Origin of the sequence: Bacillus gaemokensis, from assembly GCF_001590835.1 — a bacterium.
GTDB classification, from domain to species: domain Bacteria; phylum Bacillota; class Bacilli; order Bacillales; family Bacillaceae_G; genus Bacillus_A; species Bacillus_A gaemokensis.
The window spans coordinates 270,784-284,349 of the sequence record NZ_LTAQ01000012.1; the positions used below are offsets into that span (position 1 = coordinate 270,784).

Annotated in this window: 10 protein-coding genes and 1 riboswitch; of the genes, 6 read left to right on the top strand and 4 right to left on the bottom strand. The window is 38.2% G+C overall.

All coding sequences use genetic code 11. The annotated features are described in order from the left end of the window. Positions 1-32 precede the first annotated feature (32 nt). Both AZF08_RS12545 and AZF08_RS12550 read right to left on the bottom strand, forming a co-directional pair. Complete coding sequence (locus AZF08_RS12545; RefSeq protein WP_033673269.1) at positions 33-905, bottom strand: D-amino-acid transaminase; 873 nt, start codon at positions 903-905, stop codon at positions 33-35. Positions 906-1,428: 523 nt separating this feature from the next. Next, positions 1,429-3,357, bottom strand: coding sequence for an LTA synthase family protein (locus AZF08_RS12550; RefSeq protein WP_033673268.1), 1,929 nt, complete (start codon positions 3,355-3,357; stop codon positions 1,429-1,431). Between the two features lie 623 nt (positions 3,358-3,980). On the opposite strand from AZF08_RS12550, the gene AZF08_RS12555 reads away from it, so the two are divergent. The 4 genes from AZF08_RS12555 to thiC all read left to right on the top strand — a co-directional run bounded on the left by AZF08_RS12555 (position 3,981) and on the right by thiC (position 9,470). Continuing rightward, on the top strand, positions 3,981-4,346 hold the full coding sequence (locus AZF08_RS12555) for a YkvA family protein (protein WP_033673267.1): 366 nt from the start codon (positions 3,981-3,983) through the stop codon (positions 4,344-4,346). A 50-nt stretch (positions 4,347-4,396) separates the two neighbouring features. Beyond that, positions 4,397-4,891 (top strand): metal-binding protein, encoded by a 495-nt coding sequence (locus AZF08_RS12560; RefSeq protein WP_033673266.1) that lies wholly within the window; start codon positions 4,397-4,399, stop codon positions 4,889-4,891. 435 nt (positions 4,892-5,326) lie between these two features. After that, positions 5,327-6,982 carry a lactate permease LctP family transporter gene (locus tag AZF08_RS12565; RefSeq protein WP_033673265.1) on the top strand — a complete coding sequence of 552 codons (1,656 nt, stop codon included), beginning with the start codon at positions 5,327-5,329 and terminating at the stop codon, positions 6,980-6,982. Between the two features lie 185 nt (positions 6,983-7,167). Beyond that, a riboswitch (TPP riboswitch) is annotated at positions 7,168-7,283 on the top strand. Positions 7,284-7,709: 426 nt separating this feature from the next. Next, positions 7,710-9,470 (top strand): phosphomethylpyrimidine synthase ThiC, encoded by a 1,761-nt coding sequence (gene thiC, locus AZF08_RS12570; RefSeq protein WP_033673264.1) that lies wholly within the window; start codon positions 7,710-7,712, stop codon positions 9,468-9,470. A 104-nt stretch (positions 9,471-9,574) separates the two neighbouring features. Here thiC and AZF08_RS12575 read toward each other — a convergent pair whose 3' ends face one another. Continuing rightward, the gene (locus tag AZF08_RS12575) at positions 9,575-10,600 is read right to left on the bottom strand and encodes a cytochrome d ubiquinol oxidase subunit II (RefSeq protein ID WP_033673263.1); all 1,026 of its coding nucleotides are present in this window, start codon (positions 10,598-10,600) and stop codon (positions 9,575-9,577) included. Continuing rightward, positions 10,593-11,948 (bottom strand): cytochrome ubiquinol oxidase subunit I, encoded by a 1,356-nt coding sequence (locus AZF08_RS12580; protein WP_033673262.1) that lies wholly within the window; start codon positions 11,946-11,948, stop codon positions 10,593-10,595. Before AZF08_RS12580 ends, AZF08_RS12575 begins: the two co-directional genes overlap by 8 nt. 267 nt (positions 11,949-12,215) lie before the next feature. Between AZF08_RS12580 and AZF08_RS30755 the strand changes: the two genes are divergently transcribed. Together AZF08_RS30755 and AZF08_RS12590 are read left to right on the top strand one after the other, a co-directional pair. Then, positions 12,216-12,365, top strand: a complete 150-nt coding sequence (locus tag AZF08_RS30755; protein WP_063177290.1) for a hypothetical protein — start codon at positions 12,216-12,218, stop codon at positions 12,363-12,365. 91 nt (positions 12,366-12,456) lie between these two features. Then, complete coding sequence (locus tag AZF08_RS12590; RefSeq protein WP_033673261.1) at positions 12,457-13,542, top strand: glycosyl hydrolase family 8; 1,086 nt, start codon at positions 12,457-12,459, stop codon at positions 13,540-13,542. Positions 13,543-13,566 lie beyond the last annotated feature (24 nt).

Below are 13,566 nucleotides of genomic sequence, written 5' to 3' on the forward strand. Positions count from 1 at the left end.
TTAAGAAATGGTTTAACTGAAATTATCCGTGTTTATGGTGATGGGGTGTTAGAAGTTAAAAAGCTTTGAATAAATGCTTTTTGGAGGAACTTAGTAATTGGTCCAACTTGTCCATCTTGAATGGCATTTCCATCAAGATGTGTCATAGGTAATATTTCTACAGTTGTTCCTGTAAAAAAGCATTCATCTGCATTGTAAACATCACGAATACTGAACAGTTCCTCTTGTAGTGGAATTTGCGACTTGTTGGCTAAAGAGAGAGTGTATTGACGGATAATGCCGTTTAAGATGAGATGATTAGCGGGATGCGTATAAAGGATCCCGTTCTTTACAAGAAAAAAATTAGAGTGGCTACCTTCAGTAACGATTCCATTACGGACGAGAAGAGCTTCTTTACAGCCCTTGCGCTCGGCTTTTGTGGAAGCTAATACATTTGGCAATAAATTCAGCGATTTAATATCACAACGAAGCCAGCGTGTATCAGGTTCTGATATAGCCCGTACGCCATATTCAATCCACAAAGCAGGACGCTCCTTTTTGGAGATATAAGCATAGATTGTTGGGATCGCATCAAAAGAAAATGCATGTGCACGAGCTTGTACTCCACGGGACACTTGTAAGTAGATTATCCCATCTTCGTGAAAGTTGTTATTTTCGAGTAACTTGTAGAGTAGCACGATGAGCTCAGCTTTGGAGAAAGGTAACGTTAATTCTATTTCATCCATTGAACGATATAATCTTGTTAAATGTGGATCTAATAGATGGAAGTTCCCTTTATAGATACGGATTACTTCATATACGCCATCTCCAAATTGTAAACCACGTTCTTCTAATTGTATGTATGGTTGTTTTTTATTTGTATCAATAACTGTATCATTCCATAATACAAATCTTTCATATGCCATTCTTCTTCCCGTCCTTTCCTAGAAAATTTATTTTTATTGTATTTTGCATATACAAATTCGCAAATGAGAAATAGGAATCCTGCTTTTTAGTGACAAAAAAAGCAACATTCATATTGAACGTTGCTAGCAACAATGTTGCATAAGGAGGGTAGCACTGTTTCATAGGGATATTGTCTTATGAAAAGCTTGATGGGTGACAAAAGCCGAACGGCTTTTATAAGACAATAAGTGTCACTTCCAGTAACATTAACTTATGAACAAGGGATTCTATTATTCCTCAAGGGGACCTTTTCCAATATGTGAAAAGATATGTGGGGAACATACAGAACTTTGTTTACAAGTTCAATTATAAAGGAGCTTCATGAATTTTATGTAAATATTTGGTGAAGATTTTGTAATTTCGTCATGATAATGTAAAGACAGAAATATTCTTGGTTAAAGAAAGTGAAGCTTTAGTGAGGACTCTTTATTTCAATCGATGAGTAGGCTTCATGAGTAACGAGATAAAAGAAAGACGCTGAGATTACTCAGCGCCTTTTTTTTCTTCTTTAATAGTTGTTTTTACTTCGCCAGTTTTAATTTTGTTGCTTTCAGAGAAACGAAGTAAATCTCCCTCAATCAGTTGATCGGACATGCGCAGTTCATTTTGTGCACGGTCAATCATTGCTTGGGCTTCTTCTTTTGGTAATTGAACAACTTCGCCGGTCGTACGATCATAGAATGTACTGTTCGCATACATGTACTTGTCTGTAACGAAGCTACCGTCACGAAGGACAACAAATCCTTTATTATCTGGTGAGAATACATCATGACCGAAGCGGACATCATTGCTTGAGTCAACACCAAGTAAGTTTAGAATTGTTGGTTTAATATCAATTTCACCAGTTGGTTTTGAAATGGTTTTGCCTTCTGTTTGACCTGGAACGTGAATGTACATCGGTGTACGTTGTAAGTTCATATGATCAAATGTTGTAATTTCTTCTTTGCCTAAGAATTGTGCCATTGCACGGTTATGGTTTTCAGAAATACCATAGTGGTCACCGTAGAATACGATAACAGAGTTATCATAAAGGCCTTCAGCTTTCAGACGTTCAATGAAGTTTTTCATTGCTTCGTCTAAGTAACGAGCTGTTACCATGTAATCGTCAAATACGCGATCACCAGAGTTGTAAGGGTCAATTAATTTTGTGTCATCATCGTACGTAAATGGATAGTGATTGGTTAAACTAAGGAAGCGAGTATAGAATGGCTTCTTCACTTGTTTTAACATATCCACTGATTGATTAAAGTACTCGATATCTTTTAATCCCCAGTTTAACTTTGTTTCTGGTGTGATTTTGTAGTCCAGTTCGTTATAGTAACGATCGTAACCAAGTGCAGGGTACATGATGTTACGGTTCCAGAATGTTGCGTTGTTTGCATGGAATACAGCTGTGTAATAGCCTTGCTGACGCAGGATTTCTGGTGTTGCAGTATATTCGTTATTACCGTGTGTAAAGAATACAGCACCACGATCTAACGGGTATAGTGATGTATCTACTAAGAATTCAGCATCCGATGTCTTTCCTTGTCCAGTTTGGTGGAAGAAGTTATCGAAGTAATAACTTTCTTTTGCAAATTGGTTTAAGAATGGTGTAACCTCTTTACCGTTTACAGTTGCACCAATTAAGAATGTTTGTAATGACTCAAGAGAAACAACGATTACGTTTTTTCCTTTGGCAGTTCCAAACATATTTGGATCTGGTTTACTTTGTATTGTCTTCACATAGTTTTCTGTTTCTTGTAATTTGCTACCATCAGCAAATGCTTTTTGTGAACTTGATTTAGCTTGCAAGCCAAGATCATATACTTGGTGTGTATATAAACCTAAGTTTTTCACAAGCATAACGCGGTCAAATGAACGTGTTAATAACTCTGGACGCTCAGTTTCTGCAAGACCTAAGTTTACGAAGAAAATAGCAACCGTTGATACGAAGTATAAAGAACGCATTGGACGTGACACGCGCTCAGTTTTTGCGAAATTCTTCTTTTTCTTTAATAGAATCGAAAAGATAATAATATCAGCAAATGCAACGATGATTTTGTAATTAAATAGTTCTTTTACACTAGATCCTAGTTGTCCGAAGTTGGATGTTTGCCCAAGTACCGGTAAAGTAACGAAGTCATTGTAGAATCCGTAGAACATTACGTTACCAACAAGAACGATTGTTAAAACAAAATCAATTCCAAGTGCTATATAGTTACGTTTCTTTCCTTTTGCAAATAATGCAAGACCCACAAGCAGTAATGATGCTGCCAATGGACTAATAAATAAAATAAATTCTTGCATGAAAGATTCAAGTTTTAAATCAAAGCTCGTACGTGTAATAATGTAAGTTTTTAGCCATAAGGCCAAAGCAACGAACAAAGTAAAACGCACATTATAAAATTGTGATTTTAAAGATTCCTTCATCCATTTTCACCCTTTCTCTATCAGGCTTGGTCGATTTTGGAGCAAAAAATGCTAAAATAAAAAATACATAGTTTTCTTGGCCATGAGTAGAGTTTCCTATATAACCCCTATACGACTTTAACTATGCATACCCTTTTGGTGTCTCTTCATTCCTTTTGTTGACTCATAAGTATAACGTCATTTCTGTATTATACAACAAAATCTAATTCTTAGAAACACTATATCATTTTACAGTTTTTGTATTTTCGTTGTTGCTGACAGAGAACACTTTAACATTGGTTTATATGCTCGTCAACTAGAAAATATAACAAAGATAAAAGGGAATGTTAAGAGAAATTAGATATTTCATGTTGAGAAAATATGAACAGGAATCCTCAACATGTTTACTAGAAAACTATTATATGAAGGGAAATAGCTAGAAAATAACGCGAACACTTGTTCTTTTGTTATCTATCTGTTACAATATAGTGAAACTTTCATCAATGAGAGATGAATTTTGGTTGGTAGATTATGTGTATATTTGATGAATCTTTACTTGAATAACATAGGTCGTTTTTTCTTTTGGTGAAGGTATATCTATTTTTTTCGTGTGATGAAAAAAATAAAACATGGGAGCTGTTGATATGGAACGTAAATTTTCAGTCGAAGCGTTTTGGACGAAGGTAAAACAAGTAGCAAAACAAGCGGGACAGTCGGTCATTTATGCGAGTTTATTATTGTTTTACGTAATACAAAGGCCAGATGTTCCCAAGCGAGTAAAGGCAACAATTATTGGGGCACTTGCTTACTTTATTGCACCAATTGATGCGATTCCGGATTTTATAGCTGGAATTGGTTATACGGATGATTTGGGTGCATTAACAGCTGCACTGTTGCAAGCATCTATGTATGTAAATGAAGATGTAAAAGAAAAAGCACAGGTGAAATTAGCGGATTGGTTCGGTTCTGATATAGACACGTCGTTTATCGATCAAAAATTAGATCAATAGGTGAGGACTGTCATGTACTGGCAGGGAGAACATAAGCGAGGAAGTGCACTATGCCATCAGGAAAAACACATACGAAGATAAACTTACTTTCTCTTCCGATTGTTTTGTTTATGCTTGTTTCGTATGGACTAACAAATTTTGATTTTCTTTTAACTTTTGCGATTGGATTTCTAATTGGTACGTTCTTTTTAACACCAGATTTAGATATTCATAGTAACGCCTATAATAAATGGGGGCTACTGCGGATTTTTTGGTATCCGTATCAATGTGTGATGCCACATCGTTCTTTTTTAACGCATACGATTGTAATTGGTGACCTCATTCGTATCTTGTATATGCTATTAGTCTTTTCGCCATTTTTATACATATTAAATATAACGGTATTAGACGGAAAGCTAGTAGAAATTGCAAAGGGACATGATGTAGCTTTAACGACATTTGTGATTGGAGTGATTGCTGCAAGTGCACTCCACATTATAGCTGATCGATTGAATACACGCCGGAAAAGGCTGATGCGAAAAAAGAAAAAAAGACGGAGAAGATAGGGCACTTGCATATTGCAAGTGCTTTTTCTGTATAATGTCAAATGCACTATAAGAATTCTAAACAAACATTTGTTTAAGTAGAAATGGATTGTGATGATAGCTTTTTCGCGAATTAATCAAACGTTTGTTTAAAAAGTAAGATAAGAAAAAATTATTTTGTTTCCTATATTAATGTTGTATTACGTCAATGAATAAAAATTTTTCTCTTTAAGGGTATTGCTTAAAGAGAATGAGGGTTATTTAATGAAAAATTAGAAAATTCTTTCGGAAAATCTTTTTTAAAAGAAAATGATGTGGTAAAGTAATAAATGCAACAATTTGAAAACGTTTTCTCAAAACGTTTTTCTTTTAGCTTTAAAGGTATGATGACCCGGTAGTCTATTGATAGGGTTATAAGGATTTCAAAACAGGGGATTATAGAAAGGGAGAGGGACAATGGGCACATGGACACAAGTTTACGATCCGTTCGGTAATATTTGGATTTCCGCAGCGGTGGCACTTATTCCAATTATCTTTTTTTTCTTGGCTTTAGCAGTTTTTCGTATGAAGGGGTATGTAGCAGGATTTATTACAGTTGTATTAACAATTTTAGTTGCGCTCTTTGCGTATAAAATGCCGTTTACAATGGCGATGGCAGCAACAGGATATGGTTTTACATATGGATTGTGGCCGATTGCTTGGATTATTGTGATGTCGGTATTTTTATATAAAATTTCTGTAAAAACAGGGCAGTTTGATGTGATTCGTGCATCCGTACTATCGATTACGAACGATCACCGTTTACTTGTTATTTTAATTGGTTTTTCATTTGGGGCGTTTTTGGAAGGGGCGGCAGGATTTGGTGCGCCGGTCGCAATTACTGCAGCGCTTCTTGCTGGTCTTGGCTTAAATCCGTTATACGCAGCTGGACTTTGCTTGATTGCAAATACAGCGCCGGTAGCATTTGGAGCAATGGGGATTCCCATTACAGTTGCGGGGCAAGTAACGGGTATTGATCCACATAAAATCGGACAAATGGCTGGGCACCAATTGCCGTTCTTATCTATGTTCGTTCCATTCTTTATCGTATTTTTAATGGATGGCTTTAAAGGTGTAAAACAAACATGGCCTGCATTATTTGTAGCAGGGAGCTCCTTTGCGATTACACAATTTATTACAGCGACGTTTTTAGGACCAGAGCTTCCGGATATTACATCAGCACTTGTTAGCTTAGTATGTCTAGCGTTATTCCTAAAAGTATGGCAACCAAAAGAAATCTATCAATCTAATCAAGCGAAAGCTGAAGCGGCAGCGACAGCATCATCCATGCCAAAATTAACAGCAGGAAAAGTTGTGAAAGCTTGGTCACCATTTATCATTTTAACGATTACGGTTGTCATCTGGAGTCAGAATTTCTTTAAAGCGTTATTTACTTCAGGCGGGGCGCTAGAAGGTCTTGTCTTTAAGTTTCAAATTCCAGGTTTGCATAATTTAGTAATGAAGGCAGAGCCAATTGTAAATAAACCAACGCCTTATGATGCAGTATTAAAGCTTGATATTCTATCAGCAACAGGAACAGCAATTTTGATTGCTTGTATTATTTCGATATTTCTATTAAAAATGAGTGCAAAACAAGCAGTTGAGACGTTCGTAGAAACATTACAAGAATTAAAAATGCCAATTCTATCTATCGGTCTCGTATTAGGATTTGCATTTATCGCAAACTATTCTGGTCTATCATCGACACTAGCATTAGCGTTAGCTGGAACAGGTGGATTATTCCCATTCTTCTCACCATTCCTTGGCTGGCTCGGCGTATTCTTAACAGGATCAGATACATCGGCGAACGCATTGTTCTCCAATCTACAAGCGATTACAGCACAGCAAGTTGGCGTAGAAGAAGTATTACTTGTTGCGGCAAATACAACAGGTGGTGTGACGGGTAAAATGATTTCACCGCAATCGATTGCGATCGCGTGTGCAGCAGTAGGACTCGCTGGAAAAGAATCTGATTTATTCCGTTTTACAGTAAAACATAGCTTATTCTTTGTAATCATTGTCGGGATTATGACATATGTACAAGCTTATTATTTAACGTGGATGATACCGTAAATAGTGAAAGATGCTCGAATCGTGCGGGTATCTTTTTTGAGATATCGGCGGAAACTATCACTTTATCGGCGATTTTACAAGGGATATCGACTAACAGACAAAAAACGACATCTGAAAATGAAAAATCATTTCTTTGCATTTTTCAGATTATCGTGTATGATGGGAAAGTATTGAAAATTAAATCAGTGATAAACTAGGGGTGCCCAATTAATGCGTGGGCTGAGAGAGAAGCGCGATAACTTCTTAACCCTCTGGACCTGATCTGGCTCGTACCAGCGTAGGGAAGTTAACGGCTTTACATAACAATGTCTTATGAGCCAGGTCCTTATTTTACTATGGACCTGGCTTTTTTTATTTGGCATGCGTTGGTCACAAGTTCTTATTCTCGTCCTTGTCATATGAAAAGCGGAGCCGACTGTTTAGCCCTGACGGCTAAAGTTCTTCCGCACAGAAAGTGATTTTTACTTTCTTGTGTGGAAGGTTTTTAGACGCGAAGGGCTAGGAGGCGAAACTGGATCTAAGAAAAGCAGAAGTGGCTTGTGCAGAATGGGAGGGTGGATGGAGCTTTAGCCGAAGAGGCGTAGTTTGCCTCAGCGGAAGAAGCGAAGCCTCCGATTGTTCTAGCCACTGAAGCGAGAATCAAGGTAATCCAAATTGCTTGGAAGCTGGTTGGAGGTTCTGAGTAAGGAAGGATTCTTGAAACGATAAAGGGGAGGAAACACAAATTATGAAGCAATCTGTTTCAGCTGAGCAAATTGAATTGAAGTCGAGTTTACCAGGGAGTAAGAAAGTCTATGTAGATGGTCCACGTGAAGGTATGAAAGTACCGATGCGTGAGATTGCACAAAGTGAAACAAACGGTGTGCCAAATTTATCGATTCGCGTATATGATACGAGCGGACCATATACAGATCCTGAATACAAAGTGGAGCTGGAAAAAGGAATTCCAACGCCTCGTCATGAATGGATTGTGGCGCGCGAAGATGTGGAAGCGTATGAAGGACGCGAAATTAAACCGGAAGATGATGGTGTGAAAGCTGCATCTCAGCATACACCTGTGTTCCCGCAAATGGATCGCAAGCCGCTTCGAGCAAAGCAAGGTGCGAATGTAACGCAAATGCATTATGCACGTAATGGCATCATTACATCTGAGATGGAATATGTTGCGATTCGTGAAGGCGTAGAGCCAGAGTTTGTTCGTAAAGAGATTGCAGAAGGACGCGCAATTTTACCAGCGAACATTAACCATCCAGAAGCAGAACCGATGATTATTGGACGTAATTTCCACGTGAAAGTAAATGCAAATATCGGGAACTCTGCGGTTTCTTCTTCTATTGCCGAAGAAGTAGAGAAGATGACATGGGCAACACGCTGGGGCGCAGATACAATTATGGATTTATCTACAGGGAAAAATATTCATACAACACGTGAATGGATTATTCGTAACGCTCCTGTACCAGTTGGAACGGTGCCCATTTATCAAGCGCTAGAAAAAGTAAATGGTATTGCTGAAGATTTAACGTGGGAAGTATATCGTGATACGTTAATCGAACAAGCGGAGCAAGGCGTGGATTACTTTACGATTCATGCGGGCGTACTGCTTCGTTACATTCCAATTACAGCAAAACGGATGACGGGAATTGTTTCACGCGGCGGTTCTATTATGGCGCAGTGGTGTTTATTCCATCATAAAGAAAACTTCCTATATACTCACTTTGAAGAAATTTGTGAAATTATGAAACAATATGATGTTTCCTTCTCTCTTGGAGATGGATTACGTCCAGGTTCGATTGCGGATGCAAACGATGAAGCACAATTCTCTGAGCTTGAAACACTTGGTGAGTTAACAAAAATTGCTTGGAAGCATGATGTGCAAGTGATGATTGAAGGTCCAGGACATGTACCAATGCATTTAATTAAAGAGAACATGGAGAAAGAACTTGATATTTGTCAAGGCGCACCATTCTATACACTCGGACCTTTAACAACAGATATCGCACCAGGTTATGATCATATTACATCTGCGATTGGAGCAGCAATGATTGGCTGGTTTGGTACAGCAATGCTTTGCTATGTAACACCGAAAGAACATTTAGGTTTGCCTAACAAAGATGATGTTCGTGAAGGGGTTATAACTTACAAAATTGCAGCGCATGCTGCGGATCTTGCGAAAGGTCATAAAACAGCGCAACAACGTGATGATGCTCTTTCAAAAGCGCGCTTTGAATTCCGTTGGCGCGATCAATTTAACTTATCTTTAGATCCTGAACGCGCAATGGATTTCCACGATGAAACATTGCCAGCAGAAGGTGCAAAAACGGCCCATTTCTGCTCAATGTGTGGTCCGAAGTTCTGTAGTATGAGAATTTCACATGATATTCGTGAATATGCAAAAGAGAACGATTTAGAAACAACAGAAGCAATTGAGCAAGGTATGAAAGAGAAAGCAGAAGAATTTAAAGAAACTGGTAGTCACTTATATCAATAATAGGGAATGCACGATTCCGAACACCTTTTTACTTGATTGATCACATGTACCTAACTTAAATATAGAAGCCCCCTTTGCTAAGACGGTAGCGGAGGGGGCTATTATTATTTTTCTTTTAAGAACGTTCGATCCTTTAAGAATAAATTCCAGAAGAAGATAAAGCCTGGAAGTAAGATCGCGATGCCGATTGCATAGAGAATGAGTAAGGCATAGAATGTTTCTTTCGTTGTAAAGCTTGTAAATACAGTAACGTCTGGATAAATGATATATGGTAAATGCGCGACGCCGTAAGCATAGCTTGCAAATGCATATTGCGCAACAACCGCTAAAACGGCAATCCGTGGCCAGCCGAGTGAATCATGTCTTTTATTCGTCCACCAAAGAGAAGAATAGCCAATTACAAATAAAATAATGGAGACTGTGAACCATGGGAATTGTTTAATTAATCCTTGCATGAGCCAATGTGTTTCTGGTTCCATAACAACAAGGGCGATGATGGCTGTGACGAGTGTTGCTGGGCCGAGTATGATGGCATTGCGTCTATAAAGTCGATACGTATCTTCTGAACCTTGTTCTCTTGCAAAGTCAGCTAGAAAAAGAGAGGACAGGAATAGCTCAGAAGTTAATCCGAATAACATATAACAATAAATTACAGGGCTTGATAAAAGCTTTCCGTATAATAGAGCTTCTTTACCTCCAGAAGTCGTAATATAGGCGCCTTCTGTCACGGGTAAAACTGTTATTAATAAGGCAGGAATTAAGAGCCCAGTAATACCAGAAATGAAGCGCAGACGATGTTCATATTTTGGTACAGAATAGGCAAAAACCATAAATGTACTACGAATGGCGACGAGAACTAAAATTAATGTCACCGGCACGAACATCACCGTTGCAAGAGTGAAGGTCGCTTTCGGAAAGAAGCCAAGAAATGCAACAACAACAAAGACGAGAAAAGTATTGGTGACTTCCCAAGTTGGTGATAAATAACGATTGGCAAGCTTTGCAGCAAGTGTAGGGTGCTTGGCGTATACCATGCCCCAAAATCCAGCTCCAAAATCGATGGAACCTAAAATGCTGTATACGAAGATAAGGGCCCATAAAATGATAATTGCAATACTTGCCTCATGCACGAGAATCTCCTCCTTGCTGCTGTAAATCATTTTGCAATGGGTGTCTTCTAAAGAATGTTCGGAGTACGAAAATTGTTAAAGCGCCAAGCCCAATATACAAAATGACGAATAAAATGAATAAAGGTCCGACAAAATCAGCGCGCGTGGCAGCATCCATTGTGCGCTGCATTCCATAAATGGTCCACGGTTGACGACCACTACAACTGAAAATCCATCCGAATTCAATGCCGAGCATCATAATCGGTCCGCATGCAGCAGTCCCCCATAGAAGCCATTTTGGTAACTCCGTACCTTTTTTTCGGTAAATAAAATACCAATATAGAAGCCCGATTGTTGCAACAGCGAAAGTGAATACAGCTGTACCAACCATTAAATTAAAGAATGTATGGGTATAAAATGGTGGCCACGTTTCTTGAGGGAATTCATTTAACCCTTTTACGACAGTATTGGGGTTTAATCCAACTAGCAAACTTAACATATTAGGGATTTCAAGTCCGTATTGTAGCTCATGGGTTGCCGCATCAACAAAGCCACCAATTGCAAGAGGAGCATGTGACGTTGTATCAAATAATGCTTCCGCTGCTGCTAATTTTTCTGGAGAATGTTCATGTAAAGCAATTGCTGATTCATGCCCAGAGAGCCACATTGTTGCACCTGTAATAAATGTGACGACAAGCCCTAAAAATAATCCTTTTTTATGATAAGCAATTTCCCGTGTGCTTGTATTTCGTTTTAATAATTTAAATCCAGCGATAGAAGCAATAACAGCTGCTCCTGTTGCATAGGCCGTAATGACAACATGGAAGGAGCTTGTGAAAAAGCTGGGATTAAAGAATGCTTTCCACGGATCAACATTAAAAACGGAACCGTCTGGATTCATAGAGAATCCTGCCGGTGTATTCATCCACGTATTTGCAGATGTAATTAACACAGCAGATGCAGTGGCGCCGAGCATAACAAAAAAGAGAGACACGAGTCTCATGAATGGAGGTAACTTATCTGCCGCATACACATAAATAGACATAAATAACGCCTCTAAAAAGAAAGCAAAAATTTCAATTTGAAAGGGCACGGAGATCACTTGGCCGACAATTTTGGCAAATCCAGGCCAAAGAAGTGAAATTTGTACCCCGACAATTGTTCCGGTTGGAATTGCTACGCCAAGAAGGATGGCAAAGGCTTTCGTCCACCTTTTTGCCATAACGGCATAATCTGAATCTTTTTTCAAGTGATATAACACTTCGCTTATAAAAATCATTAACGATAGTCCGATTCCAAGTGTTGCAAAAATAATATGGAATGCTAATGATGAACCAAAGAAGGCGCGTGACAATGTAACAGTATCCATAAGTTTACTCCTCTTCATTTTTGCCATTATTTTCTGATTGGACTGGGAAATTTATTCAAAAAAATACCAAAAATATATATGTATTTTAAAAGACGGATATGATATTATATTTTTGAAATCTTCAGAAAAGCTCGAAAAATAAAGGGGAAACATTTCGTTTGTGTTTTATCAGAAAATCTTTTATAATTCTTATGCGAACATAGGTTCTTATTTAGGGCCTAATGCTAACAGAATGAAGAAGTTCACGTGAAACGGAGGGGATGTTTTATGTATCCTGAGGTCATTAAAAAAATGGCATTTTCAAAAGAGCATAAAGATTTGTTACTAAAGTTATATAATAAAGAAATTACGCGACGCGAGTATGATCACCTTGTGCAATCATTATATCGTCCGGGAAAAGAAGTATATAAAGGGTAGGGAATGAAAGTGAAATTTTAAAAATGTCTTTTGGATGTTTCCGTATGTTCTGACCAGATTCCGGTTAGCCTTATTAGAGAGGTGAAAAAGTGTGCGGAAACGCTTGTATATATGTGCTGCGGTTATTATATTTATCGTTTTAGGTGGAATTGTTTTTTGGACTGCATTACAAGGAAATCGGACGGAATATTTTATTTTGAGACATATGCTTAATGATAATGGTGCGCTCGCGACATATCGACTTGAGGATCCGAAAGTAGGGACGAGTGAAGCAACTGGCCGTGAAGCATTATCAGAATCAGCTGGACTTTGGTTACAATATACGCTTGATATAGACAACCAACCACTTTTTGATGAGCAGGTAAAGGTTGTACAAAATTACTTTATAGACAAGACTCATATTGTCTTATGGAAAATTGACGAAACAGGGGGAAGGCAAGCAGGCACAAATGCACTTATTGATGATCTTCGAATCGTTGAACAGTTATACCGTGCGTATGAAATGTATAAGGAAGAGCGCTATAGACAACTTGCAGATCAAGTGAGCGATGCTGTATTGCGTTATAATAAGAAAGGGAAAACCTATGTCGATTATTATGATGCAGATCAGGGGAAGCAAACCAAAGTGTTAACGACATCTTACATAAATCCAAGTGCGTTTTCTTATATGAAGCGATATGGAAAAATTTCAGAAGCGCAGCACCAGGAAGTTGTCCAATTTTTAGCGGATTATCCGAGGCGGGGCTGGGCATTTCCGAAAGAGTATAAAGAAGATGGTACGTTCAAATATGAAGAGCAGGTGAATCTTATTGATCAGTCATATGTTGCCTATCATCGTAGTTTAGGTGGTCTTTCTTCTAATGAATATTTTGATTTTATAAAAAAGAAATTTCATCAAGATGGCAAGCTGTATGGGCGCTATGATTTAGAAAAGGGAGAACCGATAGTTGATTTTGAATCACCAGCGGCATATGGACTGACTATTTTATATGTATTAGAAACAGGTGACACAAAATTTGCTAAGGAGTTGTATGATCGGATGAGTAAATTGAGAAATGACAATGTATTTAGCAGATTTTATGGTGGATATGTAACTGGGAAAGAAATGAATACACATATTTTTGATAATGTGTTGCCGCTGTTAGCCGAGACGGAATTGAAAAGGGATGAGAAATAAAAAATGCGACCTCGTAAGGTGGCA

What these genes read in the sequence shown, in the direction of transcription:
- AZF08_RS12545 (WP_033673269.1), bottom strand. Translation starts at nt 905, where the DNA reads ATGGCATATGAAAGATTTGTATTATGGAATGATACAGTTATTGATACA.
- AZF08_RS12550 (WP_033673268.1), bottom strand. Translation starts at nt 3,357, where the DNA reads ATGAAGGAATCTTTAAAATCACAATTTTATAATGTGCGTTTTACTTTG.
- AZF08_RS12555 (WP_033673267.1), top strand. Translation starts at nt 3,981, where the DNA reads ATGGAACGTAAATTTTCAGTCGAAGCGTTTTGGACGAAGGTAAAACAA.
- AZF08_RS12560 (WP_033673266.1), top strand. Translation starts at nt 4,397, where the DNA reads ATGCCATCAGGAAAAACACATACGAAGATAAACTTACTTTCTCTTCCG.
- AZF08_RS12565 (WP_033673265.1), top strand. Translation starts at nt 5,327, where the DNA reads ATGGGCACATGGACACAAGTTTACGATCCGTTCGGTAATATTTGGATT.
- thiC (WP_033673264.1), top strand. Translation starts at nt 7,710, where the DNA reads ATGAAGCAATCTGTTTCAGCTGAGCAAATTGAATTGAAGTCGAGTTTA.
- AZF08_RS12580 (WP_033673262.1), bottom strand. Translation starts at nt 11,948, where the DNA reads ATGGATACTGTTACATTGTCACGCGCCTTCTTTGGTTCATCATTAGCA.
- AZF08_RS30755 (WP_063177290.1), top strand. Translation starts at nt 12,216, where the DNA reads ATGTATCCTGAGGTCATTAAAAAAATGGCATTTTCAAAAGAGCATAAA.